This is a genomic window from Streptomyces sp. NPDC036984 (assembly GCF_055607665.1).
In genome coordinates, this window is record NZ_JBVJRL010000008.1 from 71607 (window position 1) to 87301 (window position 15695).

General features: G+C 72.2%; 12 protein-coding genes. All 12 read left to right on the plus strand.

Annotated features, from left to right (window positions below; genetic code table 11):
* Positions 1 to 333 precede the first annotated feature (333 nt).
* The 12 genes from ACZ7DL_RS17100 (at position 334) to ACZ7DL_RS17155 (ending at position 15553) form a co-directional block, all read left to right on the plus strand.
* Positions 334 to 1122, plus strand: a complete 789-nt coding sequence (locus ACZ7DL_RS17100; RefSeq protein WP_470774971.1) for a hypothetical protein — start codon at positions 334 to 336, stop codon at positions 1120 to 1122.
* A gap of 19 nt (positions 1123 to 1141) precedes the next feature.
* Positions 1142 to 3298 carry a bifunctional polysaccharide deacetylase/glycosyltransferase family 2 protein gene (locus ACZ7DL_RS17105; RefSeq protein ID WP_470774972.1) on the plus strand — a complete coding sequence of 719 codons (2157 nt, stop codon included), beginning with the start codon at positions 1142 to 1144 and terminating at the stop codon, positions 3296 to 3298.
* A 216-nt stretch (positions 3299 to 3514) separates the two neighbouring features.
* The gene (locus ACZ7DL_RS17110) at positions 3515 to 4888 is read left to right on the plus strand and encodes a nitrate/nitrite transporter (RefSeq protein ID WP_470774973.1); all 1374 of its coding nucleotides are present in this window, start codon (positions 3515 to 3517) and stop codon (positions 4886 to 4888) included.
* 88 nt (positions 4889 to 4976) lie between these two features.
* Positions 4977 to 6128, plus strand: a complete 1152-nt coding sequence (locus ACZ7DL_RS17115; RefSeq protein WP_470774974.1) for a uroporphyrinogen-III synthase — start codon at positions 4977 to 4979, stop codon at positions 6126 to 6128.
* Between the two features lie 546 nt (positions 6129 to 6674).
* On the plus strand, positions 6675 to 6962 hold the full coding sequence (locus ACZ7DL_RS17120) for a hypothetical protein (RefSeq protein ID WP_470774975.1): 288 nt from the start codon (positions 6675 to 6677) through the stop codon (positions 6960 to 6962).
* 97 nt (positions 6963 to 7059) lie between these two features.
* Positions 7060 to 11457 carry a non-ribosomal peptide synthetase gene (locus ACZ7DL_RS17125; RefSeq protein ID WP_470774976.1) on the plus strand — a complete coding sequence of 1466 codons (4398 nt, stop codon included), beginning with the start codon at positions 7060 to 7062 and terminating at the stop codon, positions 11455 to 11457.
* A 5-nt stretch (positions 11458 to 11462) separates the two neighbouring features.
* The gene (locus ACZ7DL_RS17130; RefSeq protein WP_470774977.1) at positions 11463 to 11732 is read left to right on the plus strand and encodes an acyl carrier protein; all 270 of its coding nucleotides are present in this window, start codon (positions 11463 to 11465) and stop codon (positions 11730 to 11732) included.
* Positions 11733 to 11737: 5 nt separating this feature from the next.
* Complete coding sequence (locus ACZ7DL_RS17135) at positions 11738 to 12493, plus strand: thioesterase II family protein (protein ID WP_470774978.1); 756 nt, start codon at positions 11738 to 11740, stop codon at positions 12491 to 12493.
* Positions 12487 to 13110, plus strand: coding sequence for a LysE family translocator (locus tag ACZ7DL_RS17140; RefSeq protein ID WP_470774979.1), 624 nt, complete (start codon positions 12487 to 12489; stop codon positions 13108 to 13110). Before ACZ7DL_RS17135 ends, ACZ7DL_RS17140 begins: the two co-directional genes overlap by 7 nt.
* Positions 13111 to 13313: 203 nt before the next feature.
* Entirely contained in the window at positions 13314 to 13907 is a 594-nt protein-coding gene (locus ACZ7DL_RS17145) for a CGNR zinc finger domain-containing protein (RefSeq protein WP_470774980.1), read from the plus strand.
* A 228-nt stretch (positions 13908 to 14135) separates the two neighbouring features.
* Positions 14136 to 14723: a sigma-70 family RNA polymerase sigma factor gene (locus ACZ7DL_RS17150; RefSeq protein ID WP_030348495.1), complete on the plus strand. Its 588-nt coding sequence runs from the start codon at positions 14136 to 14138 to the stop codon at positions 14721 to 14723.
* Positions 14724 to 14773: 50 nt separating this feature from the next.
* Entirely contained in the window at positions 14774 to 15553 is a 780-nt protein-coding gene (locus tag ACZ7DL_RS17155) for an anti-sigma factor family protein (RefSeq protein ID WP_470774981.1), read from the plus strand.
* The last annotated feature ends 142 nt before the right edge of the window (positions 15554 to 15695 follow it).

Sequence of the window (15695 nt, forward strand, 5' to 3'; positions counted from 1 at the left end):
GTGAAAAAGTGGCCAGAAGACGCCCAACCAGAAGGCCCCGAAGCGACGTCCGCCGGGCGGAGCCTGCCGGGTGCCCGGGGCGACGAGCAGGGGCTTTCGGACACGGAGGCGGAGACAGGGGCTGCCGACCCCGGCGCGCCGGAGCCTGTCGAGCCTGCCGAGCCCGCCGAGTCGGCAGAGGCTGCGGAGTCGGTCGGCCCCGCCGAGCCGGCCGGTTCCGCCGAGACCGTCGAGCTTGCTGAGACCACCGGCGACTCCGTGAAGCCTGCCGAGGTCATGGAAACAGGTGGGTCTCCCGGGCCTGCCGAGGCCGCCGCGCCAGGTGAGTCCAGTGTGTCTTCCGAGACCACCGACTCCACCGAGCCTGCCAAGCCCACGGACGCCGCCGAGCCCGTCGAGCCCGCCGGGTCCGCGGAGCCTGCCGAGACCACCGACTCCACCGAGCCTGCCAAGCCCACGGACGCCGCCGAGCCCGCCGGGTCCGCGGAGCCCGCCGCCCCCGCCCCGCACGACGTCACCGTCGAGCTGGGCGGTGTCCGCATCGGGGCTGTGGCCGTAGGGGACCCGCGTGGGTCCGACGGGCCGGTGTTCGTGGACGAGTCGGGGCGTCGCAGTCGTCGTTTCCGGCGGCTCGGCGTCGGTGTGGGTGTCGTCTGTGCCGGTTACGCCGTCCTCATCGTCGCCACCCTGCTGTCGGGCAACTCCGCCGCCCCCTGGCTGCCCGTGCCGGGCCAGCACGAGGGCAGGCCGGCCGGCAAGGTGGACACCTCGCCGCGGCCCAGCGCCTCCACGGACCCGACCGCACCGGGAACCGGCACGGTGCCCGGCCCGGCCGTGGGCGCCGCGGCGACCGGCACCGCCGTACCCGGCAGTGGATCGTCCGCCGACCCCGCTGCCGATGCCTCGGCGTCCGGCGAACCGGCGGCCGGCACCTCCTCCGCGCCCGGCACCGCCGACGGCACCACGGAGTCCCCGTCCCCGGCGGTGCCGTCCACCGACGTGACCCCGGCCCCGTCCGATTCCGGCACCGCCACCGCTCCGGCGCCCGCGCCGTCCGCGCCGGGCCGCACCCACACCCCGCCCGGCCGCACCCGCCACCCGCACCCCGAGCTCTCCCTCTGACCGGCAGAAGAACCCTCTGATGGCTACACGTCCCCGGCGCCCCCGGCTGCCGCTGCGCTACCTGCTTCCCCTCGTGGTCCTGGGCGCGACGCTGGCGATGCTCATGCTGCGCGGCTACGTGCACAACGAGATCCTCGCGGACCACCGCATCCGGTCCGCCGCGGCGAACGACGAGGTGCCGCAGCGGATCCTGGACGGCGGTCCGGTCATCGACACCCGCCACGGCCGCACCGGCAGCCTGCGCGTACCCGACCACCACATCGTCCTCACCTTCGACGACGGGCCCGACCCGACGTGGACTCCGAAGGTGCTCGACGTGCTGAAGGAGCACCACGCGCACGCGGTCTTCTTCGTCACCGGCACCATGGCCTCCCGCCACCCGGAGCTGGTCCGGCGCATGGTCGCCGAGGGGCACGAGGTCGGCCTGCACACCTTCGGCCACCCCGACCTGTCGTACCACTCCACCAAGCGCATCGACTGGGAGCTGTCCCAGAACCAGCTGGCCCTCGCCGGAGCGGCCGGTATCCGCAGCTCGCTGTTCCGGCCGCCGTACTCCTCCTCCGCGAACGCCATCGACAACAGGTCGTGGCCGGTCACCCGGTACATCGGCAGCCGCGGCTACCTCACCGTCGTCGACGACACCGACAGCGAGGACTGGCGCAAGCCGGGCGTCGGGCAGATCATCCGCAACGCCACGCCCTCCGGCGGCCGGGGCGCGGTCGTCCTCATGCACGACTCGGGCGGCGACCGGCACCAGACCGTCCAGGCGCTCGACACGCTCCTGCCCCGGCTCCAGCAGCAGGGCTACACCTTCCGGACGCTCACCGGCGCGCTGCGGGCACCGAGCGCGGACACCCCGGTCACGGGCCTCGACCTGTGGAAGGGAAAGGCCTGGGTCTTCCTGGTGACGGCGTCCGACCACATCACCACCGTCCTCGTCGTCGGTCTCGCCGTCGTCGGCGTCCTCGTCCTCGCCCGCTTCGGCCTGATGCTGCTGCTGTCCGGCGCGCACGCCCGCCGAACCCGGCGCCGGGACTTCCGCTGGGGCGAACAGCCGGTCACCGAGCCGGTGTCGGTGCTGGTGCCGGCGTACAACGAGGCCAAGTGCATCGAGAACACGGTCCGTTCGCTGATGCGCAGTGAGCATCCGATCGAGGTGCTCGTCATCGACGACGGTTCCGCGGACGGCACGGCGGAGATCGTCGAGGCACTGGGCCTGCCCGGCGTCCGGGTGATCCGCCAGGAGAACGCGGGCAAACCGGCCGCCCTCAACCGGGGCCTGGCGGGCGCCCGGTACGACCTGGTCGTGATGATGGACGGCGACACCGTCTTCGAGCCGGCCACCGTCCGGGAACTCGTCCAGCCCTTCGCCGACCCGCGCGTCGGCGCCGTCGCCGGCAACGCCAAGGTCGGCAACAAGAACCGGCTCATCGGCGCGTGGCAGCACATCGAGTACGTGATGGGCTTCAACCTCGACCGCCGGATGTACGACGTCCTGCGCTGCATGCCGACCATCCCCGGCGCGGTCGGGGCGTTCCGGAAGTCCGCCCTGGAACGGGTCGGCGGCATGAGCGACGACACGCTCGCCGAGGACACCGACGTCACCATGGCCCTGCACCGCGACGGCTGGCGCGTGGTGTACGCGGAGAAGGCCCGCGCCTGGACGGAGGCGCCGGAGTCGGTGCAGCAGCTGTGGTCCCAGCGCTACCGCTGGTCCTACGGCACCATGCAGGCCATCTGGAAGCACCGCCGCGCGCTGTTCGAGCGGGGCCCGTCGGGCCGCTTCGGCCGGGTCGGGCTGCCCCTGGTCTCCCTCTTCATGGTCGTCGCCCCGTTGCTGGCCCCGCTGATCGACCTGTTCCTCGTCTACGGCCTGGTCTTCGGCCCGACCGGGAAGACGATCGCGGCCTGGTTCGCCGTCCTCGCCGTCCAGGCGATCTGCGCGGCCTACGCCTTCCACCTGGACCGCGAGCCTCTGACCCCGCTGCTCTCCCTCCCCCTCCAGCAGCTCCTGTACCGCCAGCTCATGTACGTCGTCCTGCTCCAGTCCTGGATCACCGCGCTCACCGGCGGCCGCCTGCGCTGGCAGAAACTCCGCCGTACGGGCGGGGTGGCGGCACCGCCGGCGGCACCGGCCGAGCGGCGGCCGGTGGCGGAGGGGAGCCCGGTGGGCTGACCGGCGGGGCACGGTCCGCGCACGGACAGCGCGCCGCTCCGCGCCCGAGGACGCCCAAGGCGGCGGCCCGGCCTCCTCACCGGCCACTCCCCGTCCGAGTGAGAGCAACGTTCCCTACCGGTCACTCACAGCCACAGGGACGGAAACGCGCCCTCCCTACCTTCGGGCTCAGTCAGTGGTTGGCAGACCGAGCAGCCGGAGCACCGTGGAGGCGTGATGACAGGCCCAGCCCCAACCCGTCGTAGTGGCCGCTGGATCGAGCGCTGGGACCCGGAGGACGAGGGATTCTGGACGGCGACCGGGGAGCGCATCGCCCGCCGGAACCTCTGGTTCTCCGTGCTCTCGGAGCACATCGGCTTCTCCGTCTGGGCCCTGTGGTCCGTACTGGTCCTGTTCATGGGCCCGGAGTACGGCCTCACGCCCGCCGACAAGTTCCTGCTGACCTCGATGGTCACGCTGGTCGGCGCGGTGGTGCGGGTGCCGTACACCTTCGCCGTCGCCGTCTTCGGCGGCCGCAACTGGACGATCATCTCGGCGAGCCTGCTGCTGATCCCGACCATCGCCGCGTTCGTGGTGATGGAGCCGGGGACGTCCTTCTCCACCTTCCTGCTGACGGGCCTGCTGGCGGGCATCGGCGGCGGCAACTTCGCCTCCTCCATGACCAACATCAACGCCTTCTTCCCCTTGAGGAAGAAGGGATGGGCACTCGGCCTCAACGCGGGCGGCGGGAACATCGGCGTGCCCGTCATCCAGCTGGTCGCGCTCGCCATCATCGGCGCGAGCGGCGGTCCGCGGGTGCTGCTCGGGATCTACATTCCGCTGATCGTGGTGGCCGCCTCGCTCGCCGCGGTGTTCATGGACAACCTCGCCTCGGTGAAGAACGACACCGGCGCGGCCAAGGACGCCGCCAGGGACGCCCACACCTGGATCATGTCCTTCCTCTACATCGGCACCTTCGGCTCCTTCATCGGCTACAGCTTCGCCTTCGGCCAGGTGCTGACCAACCAGTTCGGCCGGACCCCGCTCCAGGCGGCGTACCTCACCTTCATCGGCCCGCTGCTCGGCTCCCTCATCCGCCCCCTCGGCGGCTGGCTCGCCGACCGGTACGGCGGCGCGCGGATCACCCTGTGGAACTACGTCGGCATGGCCGCCGCCACCGCCGTCCTCGTCGCGGCCAGCATGCAGAAGTCGCTGCCGCTGTTCGTGTCCGTCTTCGTCGTCCTGTTCGTGCTCAGCGGCCTCGGCAACGGGTCGACGTTCAAGATGATCCCCGGCATCTTCCAGGCCAAGGCGCTGGCGAAGGGGCTGGAGGGCGAGGCGGCGGCCGCCTACGGCCGGCGGCTGTCCGGTGCCTCCATGGGCCTCATCGGAGCGGTCGGCGCGCTCGGCGGCGTCGGCATCAACCTCGCCTTCCGCCAGTCCTTCCTCTCCTACGGCTCCGGCACCGGCGCGTTCGTCGCCTTCCTCGCCTACTACGGTGTCTGCTTCGCGGTCACCTGGGCCGTATACCTTCGCCGTCCGGCCGGCCAGCTCCCGGCCACGGCGTCCGCTTCGGAGACGAAGTCCCAGCTCAGCTACGCCGAGGTGTGACGTAACACCGGTGACATCAAGTCGAACCGAGCCTGTCACGGATCGTTGACAGGCTCGTTCGGCGTGCCGGTCAGCTAGGAGAGCCCCCATGTACGACGAAGAGCAGCAATCCGAGCACGGACCCCTCGCCGGGTTCACCGTGGGCGTCACCGCCGCGCGCCGGGCCGACGAGTTGGGCGCCCTGCTCCAGCGGCGGGGCGCCAGCGTCCTGCATGCGCCCGCCCTGCGGATCGTGCCGCTCGCCGACGACGGCGAACTCCTCGCCGCCACCAAGGAGATCATCGACCAGGTGCCGGACGTCGTGGTGGCCACCACCGCGATCGGCTTCCGGGGCTGGGTCGAGGCCGCCGACGGCTGGGGCCTCGGCGAGCAGCTGCTCGGCCGGCTGCGCGGGGTGCGCCTGCTGGCCCGCGGCCCGAAGGTCAAGGGCGCCATACGGGCGGCCGGCCTCACCGAGGAGTGGTCCCCGTCCTCCGAGTCCCTGGCCGAGGTGCTCGACCGGCTCCTGGAGGAGGGTGTCGACGGCCAGCGCGTCGTCGTCCAACTGCACGGGGAGCCCCTGCCCGGCTTCGTCGAGTCGCTGCGGGCCGCGGGGGCGGAGGTGGTCCCGGTCCCGGTGTACCGCTGGATGCCGCCGGAGGACCTCAGTCCGCTGGACCGCCTCCTGGACGCGGCCGTCACCCGCGGCCTGGACGCCCTCACCTTCACCAGCGCCCCCGCCGCGGCCTCCCTCCTCTCCCGCGCGGAGGACCGCGGCCTGCTGGACGAGCTGCTGTCGGCCCTGGACCACGCCGTCCTGCCGGCCTGTGTCGGCCCGGTCACCGCGATACCGCTCCAGGCCCGCGGGGTGGAGACGGTCCAGCCGGAACGCTTCCGCCTGGGCCCGCTGGTCCAGCTCCTGTGCCAGGAACTCCCCGCCCGCGCCCGCTCGCTGCCCATCGCCGGGCACCGGGTGGAGATCCGGGGGCATGCGGTCCTGGTGGACGGCGCCCTCAAGCCGGTGCCGCCGGCGGGCATGTCGCTGCTGCGCGCCCTGTCCCGCCGCCCCGGCTGGGTGGTGCCGCGGGCGGAGCTCCTGCGCGCTCTGCCGGGCGCGGGCCGCGACGAGCACGCGGTGGAGACGGCGATGGCCCGGCTGCGCACGGCGTTGGGGGCGCCGAAGCTGATCCAGACCGTGGTGAAGCGGGGATACCGGCTGGCGTTGGATCCGGCGTCGGACGCGAAGTACGCGGAGGCGTGAGGCGGGGGACCGGTCGGCGTCCCAGCAGCCTGTTTTTGGCCAGCTGGCAGGCAAAGGCCGCCCCAAGGAACTCGGCCGCTCCTGCGGAGCCGCACACAAGCGGAATCAACCGACTGCGGGAGCGGTCCGCCGAGTCGGCAGGGAGAAGATCCTCAGCGATCAGGCAATCTCGCCGACACACGATCACGCAGGGCAGCCACCCGGTGACGGTACCGGAGCCGAGAGCATGGCAGACATGTCTGGTTTCGGGTGGTTGCGAGATCGAGCCAGTGGCGCGGCTGGTGTTCGCCTAAGTCGGTTGACGTTCTCCGACGGGTGTGGATTCACTTTGTTCGATTGCATGGCCGAATTTCGTACGCACGGGGGACATGTTGAGTGAGCCGGTCATTCCCAGGGAACTCGTCCACCTGACTCCTTCCTTCGCGAGGCGCTGACGCCTCAGGTATGTCGCCCTCCTGTTCCGGCCGGTGCCGCTCGACCGCTGCCCCGTTCGCCTTCAGCCGGTCGCACCCGACCGCATCGCTGGTACCCACCAGGCTGATGCGGATGCGCGTCGTGGTCGGCCCGCGGGTGGCGTACCTCGTCGCCGGGCTGTTCGTCCTGGCCCTGTACGGCCCGCTTCAGGTGCAACTGGCGCTGTCCGCCGTGCTGTTCGGCCTCGCTGTGTGTGCCTGCACGTGCTCGTTCCACCCCTGGCCGGTCTCCATGGCGCCCGAGCGCGAACTCACCCGGGCCGCCGCGAGAAGCCGCGCCGTGCCGAGCGCCCTGTCCGGCCCGCCGGCCGGCAGACAGGTCCGGCGGCAGCCCGCCGGGGCCGCCGCGCAGCCGCGGTAGTTCCGCAGCGCACCTCGCCCCCCACCCACCTCATCCCACCATCCACCGTGCCGGTTCCGGCACGCCTCACCTGTGCCCGACGGAGAGACGGAGCGTTATGAAGGTCCGAAACGCAACGAATGCCCCCGGAGCGGAGCGGTTCGAGCCGTTCCCGCTGACCGAGATCCAGTACGCGTACTGGGTCGGCCGGGGTCCCAACTTCGTGCTGGGCAACGTGGCCCCGCATGCGTACTTCGAACTGGAGGGCCGCCGCCTCGATCCCGGCGTGCTGTCCGCGGCGTGGCGCCGGCTGGTGGAGCGGCACGACATGCTGCGCGCGATCGTCGGTCCCGACGGACGACAGCAGGTACTCGAGACCGTCCCCACCTTCGAGGTCCGATGTACCGACCTGCGCTCCGCCTCCGAGGAGGACAGGGAGCGCACGCTGCTCGACGTGCGGGAGGAGATGTCGCACCGGGTGTACTCGGCGGCCGACTGGCCGCTGTTCGACCTCCGCCTGAGCCGGCTGCCCGACCACGACCGCCTGCACGTCAGCGTCGACCTGCTGATGGTCGACCTGGCCAGCCTCACCCTGCTGTTCAGCGAGTGGAGCGCGCTGTGCCAGGACCCGGACCTCGAACTGCCGCCGGTGGAGGTCACCTTCCGCGACTACGCCCTGGAGCTGGAGCGCGGCTCGCAGGCCCCCCGCTACCAGAAGGCGCTCGCCTACTGGACGTCGCGGGCCGCCACCCTCGCCCCGCCCCCCGAACTGCCGCTGGCCAAGTCACCGGTGAGCGTGCACCGGCCGCGTTTCACGCACCGTGAGTTCCACCTTCCCGAGGACAAGTGGAAGAAGCTGCAAGGGCGGTGCGAGGACCGGGGCCTGACCCCCACCGCGGTGCTGGCGGCCCTCTTCTCCGAGGTTCTCGCCGTATGGGGCGGCTCGCGCCGCTTCACCCTCAACCTCACCCTCTTCAACCGGCTGCCGCTGCTGCTCGCCGACACCGGGAACGGCAAACGCACCGTCCACCCCCATCTGCGCCGGATGGTCGGCGACTTCACCTCCATCTGCCTCATGGAGACGGACGCCTCGACGGGCCGTACGCTCACCGAACGGGTCGAGGCCACCCAGGTGCAGCTCCAGAAGGACCTGCGGCACCGGCAGGTCAGCGCACTGGAGGCGCTGCGCGAACGCCGCCGCCTGGGCCTCCAGAGCGGATTCGAGACGATGCCCGTGGTCTTCACCAGCGGCCTGGGCACCGCCGCCGACGTCTCCGGACCCCTCAGCTACTTCGGTGACATCACCTACCGGGTGAGCCAGACCCCGCAGGTGTTCTTCGACCACCAGGTCGTCGACATCACCGGCTCTCTCGACCTGACCTGGGACTGCGTGGAGGAGCTCTTCCCCGAGGGCCTGCTCGACGACATGTTCGCCGCCTACACCTCCCTCGTCACCCGGCTCGCCGACGACGACTCGATGTGGGACGAGGAGATCGTCGTCGAGCTGCCCCCGCACCAGCTCGACGCCCGGACCCGGGCCAACGACACGAGCGGCGAGCGCCCCGCGGGCCTGCTGCACGAGCCGTTCCTCGACCAGGCCGCCCGGCACCCGGAACGGACCGCCGTGCTGGCCGGAAACCGCGTCCTGACCTACGGCGACCTCGCCGCCCAGGCCCAGGCGGTGGCCGGCGAGGTCGCCGCACTCGGCACGGAGGGCCTGCGCGACCGCCTGGTCGGCATCGGCCTGCACAAGGGCGCCGACCAGATCGCCGCCGCATACGGCGTGATGATGGCCGGCGGCGCCTACCTGCCCGTCAGCCCCACGCTGCCCGAGCGGCGCCGGGCCGGGCTGCTGCAAGACGGCCGGGCGCTCGCGGTGCTCACCGATGCCGGAACCGACGGGCTGGGCTGGCCCGAGGATCTGCCGCGCGTCCTGGTCGACCAGGTGCGCGCACAGGATGCGGCGGACGGGCGCCGGCCGGGCGGACCCGCCGGTCCCGAAGACCTGGCGTACGTGCTGTACACCTCCGGCTCGACCGGCACGCCGAAGGGCGTGATGATCGAGCACCACGCGGCCCTCAACACCGTCCTCGACATCAACGAGCGGTTCGGCGTCGGCCCCGAGGACCGGGTCTTCGGCCTCGCCGAACTCAACTTCGACCTGTCGGTGTACGACGCCTTCGGCGCGCTCGGCGCCGGCGCCGCCCTGGTCCTGCCCGATCCGGAGCTGCGCTCGGAGCCGGCGCACTGGGCCAAGCTGATGAGCGAGCACGGCGTGACGGTGTGGAACTCCGTCCCGGCGCAGATGCAGATGCTGGTCGAGCATCTGGAGGCGGGCGGCGCCCTGCCCGAGAAGCTGCGCCTTGTCATGCTCAGCGGCGACTGGATCCCCGTCGACCTGCCCGACCGGATCCGCGGCCTGTGGCCCGAGGCGGAGATCATCTCGCTGGGCGGCGCGACCGAGGCGTCGATCTGGTCCATCCACCACGTCGTCGACGAGGTGGAGCGGGGCGCGAAGAGCATTCCGTACGGTGTTCCGCTGCGCAACCAGACCTTCCACGTGCTCGACGCGCGGATGGACCCGTGCCCGGTGTGGACCCCGGGCGAGCTGTACATCGGCGGCGTGGGCCTGGCCCGCGGCTACTGGGCCGACGAGGAGCGCACCGCGGCGGCCTTCGTGACGCACCCGCACACCGACGAACGCCTCTACCGCACCGGCGACTTCGGGCGTTACCGGCCCGACGGCACGATCGAGTTCCTGGGCCGCCGGGACGGCCAGGTGAAGATCAACGGGCACCGGGTGGAGCTGGGCGAGATCGAGGCGACGCTCACCGCGCATCCGGGCGTGGACAGCGCGGTCGTGGTCAAGTCCGCCGACCAGGACGGCGCCGCCCGCCTGCTGGGCTACGTCGTGCCGGCCCGTGACGACGACACGCTGTTCGTCACCGAGCGCGCCGACGAGACGCTGCGCGCGGGGCAGTGGCAGGCGCTCGCCGGCACCGCCGGCAGGCCCGCCGAGGGTCCCTCGCCCGAGGAGCTGCGGATCGTCTGGGACGCGCTCAACGAGGTGTACACCACCGCCACCGCGAGCGCCTTCCGCGCCTTCGGCCTGCCCCACCTGCCGGGCGAGCCGTTCGACCCGGCGGCCCTGCGCGGCGCCGGGGTGGCCCCCCGCTACGGGCGCTGGCTGGCCCGCGCCGTGACCGCCCTGGAGGAGTCGGGGTACCTGCGGCGCACCGACGCCGGCCTGGAGGTGGCCCGCGAACTGCCCGACGGGCTCCCTCAGGCGCTGGGCGAGCGCGCCCGCCATGCCCTCGGACAGCTGCTGGACGTCCCGGAGGACGTCACCGACTGGATGCTCGGCCTCGCCGGGAACCTGGCGGGTGTGCTGACGCAGAGCGTCCACTCCGCCGAGCTGTACGCCTCCGACCGCACCCCCGGTGTCTACGCCCGCCTCTTCGGCCCGACGTACGCCGCCGCGACCGCCGCGGTGCGCGAGATGGCCGAGAACTGGCCCGCCGACCGGCCGCTGAACGTCCTGGAGGTCGGCGCCGGCTACGGCTCGCTCACCCGGCACCTGCTGCCCCTGCTGCCCGCCGACCGCACGGAGTACGTCTTCACGGACGTCTCCCGCTACTTCCTCGACCGCGCGGAGACCGAGTTCGCCGCGTACCCCTTCCTCCGCTGCGACCTGTTCGACCTCGACCGGCCACCGGCCGCCCAGGGCTTCGACGGCCAGTCGGCGGACCTCGTCATCGCCGCGAGCGTGCTGCACGACATGCGGCAGCTGCGGCGGACGCTGAGCGCCCTGCGCTCCGTGCTGGCTCCCGGCGGCGTCCTGCTGCTCGTCGAACAGACCACCTTCCACCCGTGGTTCGATCTCGTCATGGGCCTCCAGCAGGGCTTCGACAACTTCGAGGACACCGATCTGCGCAGCACGCACTGTCTGCTGGACCGCGCCCAGTGGCAGCAGGAGCTGACCGCTGCCGGGTTCACGGAGTCGGAGCTGCTCACCACCTCGGGCGGGCCCGCGTCGGTCGGCTTCGACGTGCTCATCGCCCGAGGGCCCGCGGTGCAGCGCCGGTTCGCCCCGGAGGAGCTGCGCTCCTTCGCCGCCGAACGACTCGCCCGGCACATGGTGCCCGCCCAGCTGTTCGCGCTGGACGAGCTGCCGCTCAGCCCCACCGGCAAGGTGGACCGCGCCGCGCTCGCCCAGGCCGGCCGGCGCGGCAGCGTACGGGGCAGGCCGGCCCGGCCGCCGCGTACGGACCGGCAGCGCAAGCTCGTCGACATCTGGAAGGAGGTGCTCGGCCTGAACCAGGTCGACCTGGCCGACGACTTCCTGGACCTGGGCGGCGACTCGCTGCTCGCCGCGCGCCTGGCGTCCCAGCTCCAGTCGGCGTTCGGTACCCCCGTGCCGGTCCGCACGGTCCTGGAGTACACCACGGTCGAAGCGCTCGACGGACATCTCGAGCAGCTCCTCGGCCCGTCGGCGCCCATCACCGAGGAAAGGTGAGAACAGTGAGCAACACGGCTTTTCCGCACACCCCTGTCTCCGTCGTCGACTGGCTCACCGGCTTCCTCGCCGAACTGCTCGACGTGACCCCGGACCAGATCGACCCGGCCACCGGCCTGGACCTGCTCGGCGTGGATTCGGCCACCACCCTGGTCGTCTGCGCCAAGGCCCGCGACGAGCTGGGCGTCCCGCTGCGGCCCAGGGAGGTCTTCGACAACTTCACGGTCGACGCCTTGGCCCGCCATCTGGTCGCACGGCAGCCGGCGGGAGTGTGAGTTTCGTGTCCGACTGGCTGCTCGGCGGGGAACCCCGCTCCGCCGCCTGTGACCTGTACTGCTTCCCGCACGGGGGCGGTACGGCGGCCGAGTACCGGCGCTGGGCCCGTGACCTGCGTACGGCGCGGGTGCACGCGGTGCAGCTGCCGGGCCGCGTGCCACGGCTGCACGAGGCCATGCCCGGCTCGATGCGGGAGCTGGTCGAGGCGTTCGTCGCCGAAGCGCCCCTCGCCACAGGCCGGTTCGTCTTCTTCGGACACAGCCTGGGCGCGCTGTTCGCCTACGAGGTGACGCGCGCCCTGGCGGCCGCCGGACGCCCGCTTCCCGACCGGCTGGTCGTGTCGGGCTTCCGGGCCCCGCATCTGCCGCATCCGGCCACGCGGATCCACCTGCTGCCCGACGACGAGCTGCTCGACACGGTCGCCCGCCTGCACGGCGGGCTGCCGGACGAGGTGCTCGCCTCGGCCGAGCTGCGCGAGCTGGCCGCGGGCGCGCTGCGGGCGGACTACCGGGTCCTGGAGACGTACGTGTGGCAGGCGGGGGATCCGCTGCCGGTGCCGCTCACCGTGTTCGGCGGTGAGGACGACCGGATCACGGCGGACGAACTCGAAGCCTGGGACGAGCTCACCTCGGCCGGGACGACCGTCCGCCGCTTCCCCGGCGGGCACTTCTACCTGCGCGAGCGGCCGGCGCCCGTCCAGCGGGCGCTGGCCGCGGTCCTCGCCACGGTCCGTGCGGCCGAGCGGAGCACGCCGTGCTGACCTTCGCCGCGGCCTGCCTGGTGCTCATCATGATCCCTGGCCCCGACCAGGCCCTGATGACCCGGAACGCGCTGGCCGGCGGGCGCAGGGCCGGGCTGCTGACCATGGTCGGCGGGTTACTCGGCCTGAGCGTCCACGTCTCCGCGGCCGCGCTCGGCGTCTCGGCGCTGCTGCTGGCCTCCGCCACCGCCTTCACCGTGCTGAAGGTGGTGGGGGCGGTCTACCTGGTGTGGATGGGCATCGCGACCCTGCGCGGTTCCCGTCGCACCCTGCGGGAGGGCACGCAGGACGACGACGCCGTGGCGGCCGGTGACGGCGAGGGTGGCCGGATGCTGCGCCAGGGGTTCCTGTCCAACGCGCTCAACCCGAAGGTGGCGCTGTTCTTCGTCACCTTCCTGCCGCAGTTCCTGCCGTCCGAGGGCAGCGTGCTGCCCCGGGCTCTGCTGCTCTCGCTGGTGTTCGCGGTCCTGTACCTGCTCTGGTTCAGCCTGTACGTGTCCACCGTGGACCGGCTCGGCAGGGTGTTGCGCCGGCCTCGGGTGCGGGCCCGCATCGAGCAGGTCACGGGGCTGCTGCTGATCGGGTTCGCGGCCCGGCTGGCCTTCGAGTCGCCCTGATCCGGCCGACGGGGCACCGGCGCACCGACGCCGCGTGCGACGGGGCCGCCGCTTCCCTGATGCGGCGGCCCCGTGTCGTCGGGCCGGGCTGTCGAACCCCGGTGGGTACGAGGGGTTCCGGGCGCCCGTCGGGGCGGGCACTGTGAAGAGGAGAGCGACGGAACGACTCCCTCACGGTTCCTGCCCTAGGCGGTGACAGGCACATGGCACTGGGTTCGGCCACGCCCCCGTACGCGTTGCGGTTCGACGCCGGGCGGATCTGTCTGGATCTCCTCGCGACCACGCATCCCGTCGAACGGCTCGACACCGTCGAGGCGTTGTGCGCCTGGATCACCGGCGCCGGGCTGGTCCCGCCCCGCACCCCGCTGGCGCACGCCGATCCCTCCTGGCTGACCGGGTTCCGGGAACTGCGCGCTCATATCGGGCAGTTGGTGCGCAACGGCAAGGCGATGGACACGCCGTCGTACGGGCGGGCCCTGTGGCGGGTCAACGAGGTCGCGCGTGCCGCGCCCCCGGCCCTGTGCGCCGTATGCGGTGAAGGCGGCCTGCTGGTGCGGGAGCTGACGGAACCACCGGCCTGTGTGGCCTTGCTCGCGCTCGTCGCGCGGGACGCCGTCGAACTGCTCACCGACCCCGTCGCGCGGGCGGCCGTGCGCGAGTGCGAGGGCGACACCTGCCCGCTCGTCTACCTGGACACCTCCCGGGGCCGGCGCCGGCGCTGGTGCTCCAGTGAGGTCTGCGGGAACCGGGAGCGGGTGGCCCGGCACCGGCGGCGGGCCGCGCTCGCGGGGGCGTGATTTCCGTAACACCAGGTTTGGATGCGTCATACACGGGAATCTCCCGCCGCCTCCGGCGACCCCCCGGCGATGTGCCGGAAATGTAAAGATCACACGGTGGGAATGTGGTCCCATGTCCCGCTCGTCACGTCACCTCACAGAAATCTGTCACTCCGGTTTGAACACCGAGGCGCCGCCGTCCGTACGGGTGGGCGAGCGACCGACTGGGGGAACCCCCGGACACCGGAGGTGGGCGTGCGCAAGGATGCGGCCGTGGCCAATGAACGTGGAGCGAGGGCCCGACATCGCATGTCCTCATCACAGCCCTCCGAACCCGACGAGGAGCTGATGCGTGCCCTGTACCGGGAGCACGCGGGGCCCCTGCTCGCGTATGTCCTGCGCCTGGTCGCCGGTGACCGGCAGCGCGCCGAGGACGTCGTACAGGAAACGCTCATCCGTGCCTGGAAGAACGCCGGTCAGCTCAATCGGGCGACCGGTTCGGTACGCCCCTGGCTGGTGACGGTCGCACGCCGCATCGTCATCGACGGCCACCGCAGCCGGCAGGCCCGGCCGCAGGAGGTCGATCCGTCGCCGCTGGAGGTCATCCCCGCGGAGGACGAGATCGACAAGGCGCTGTGGCTGATGACGCTGTCGGACGCGCTCGACGACCTGACCCCGGCCCACCGGGAGGTGCTCGTCGAGACGTACTTCAAGGGGCGTACCGTCAACGAGGCGGCCGAGACGCTCGGTATACCGAGCGGCACGGTCCGTTCCCGGGTGTTCTACGCCCTGCGGTCGATGAAGCTGGCACTGGAGGAGCGGGGGGTGACGGCGTGATGAGCAACGGCTACGGGGGAATGCAGGGGTTCGGACCGGGTGGTCCGGGTATGTCTGGCCCCATGAACCCCAGTCAGGGATCTTCGGTGCCGAGCGAGCACGAGACCGTCGGCGCCTATGCCCTCGGGATCCTCGACGACGCCGAGGCAACCGCTTTCGAGGCGCATCTCGCCGGCTGCGAGTGGTGCGCCCAGCAGCTGGACGAGCTGGCCGGCATGGAGCCGATGCTGGCCGCGCTCGCGGACCTGCCGGGCTCCGGCAGCACACCCGCCATCGGCGAGTCGCTGTCCGCCAAGCCCAGTCCGCGGCTGGTGGAGAAGCTGGTGGACGAGGTCGCCGAGCGGCGCGCCCAGAAGCGCCGGCGCGGCTTCTACATGGTCGCGGCGGCGGCCGCGCTGATCATCGCCGGGCCGCTGGCCGCGGTGGCGGTCAACAGCGGCTCGGACGGAGGGGAGCAGGTGGCGGCGACGCCCGCCCAGGCGACCTTCCAGACCATGAGCGACAAGAAGTCCGCCACGGACGCGTCGACCCGTGTCAGCGCGACCGTCGGCATGGCGTCGAAGGACTGGGGCACCCAGGCCGTCCTGGAGCTGAAGAACGTCAAGGGCCCCCTGAAGTGCTCCCTGGTGCTCGTCGCCAAGAACGGGCAGCGCGTGACCATGTCGTCGTGGTCCGTCCCGGACTGGGGGTACGGCGTCCCGAACGCCACCTCCGAGACGGCGAAGAAACCGCTGTACATCGGTGGGGCCGCCGCCTTCCAGCCCAACGAGATCGACCACTTCGAGGTGGTGACGTTCGAGGGCAAGAAGCTGGTGCAGGTCGACGCGTAGCGCCTGCGGCGGGCTCGGCCGTCGTCGGGTGCGGTTGGCCGGGGGTGCCGTTTCGGGGGCTGTGCCCCCGGGCCCGTGCCGGGTTCCGGGCGCGTGCCTGGCCGCCGCCGGCCGGGGGTGCGCCGTGGCTGTTCGCGCAGTT

Coding starts and splice junctions, on each gene's coding strand:
- ACZ7DL_RS17145 (WP_470774980.1), top strand. CDS start 13,314: ATGGCACTGGGTTCGGCCACGCCCCCGTACGCGTTGCGGTTCGACGCC.
- ACZ7DL_RS17115 (WP_470774974.1), top strand. CDS start 4,977: ATGTACGACGAAGAGCAGCAATCCGAGCACGGACCCCTCGCCGGGTTC.
- ACZ7DL_RS17155 (WP_470774981.1), top strand. CDS start 14,774: ATGTCTGGCCCCATGAACCCCAGTCAGGGATCTTCGGTGCCGAGCGAG.
- ACZ7DL_RS17105 (WP_470774972.1), top strand. CDS start 1,142: ATGGCTACACGTCCCCGGCGCCCCCGGCTGCCGCTGCGCTACCTGCTT.
- ACZ7DL_RS17125 (WP_470774976.1), top strand. CDS start 7,060: ATGAAGGTCCGAAACGCAACGAATGCCCCCGGAGCGGAGCGGTTCGAG.
- ACZ7DL_RS17120 (WP_470774975.1), top strand. CDS start 6,675: ATGCGCGTCGTGGTCGGCCCGCGGGTGGCGTACCTCGTCGCCGGGCTG.
- ACZ7DL_RS17110 (WP_470774973.1), top strand. CDS start 3,515: ATGACAGGCCCAGCCCCAACCCGTCGTAGTGGCCGCTGGATCGAGCGC.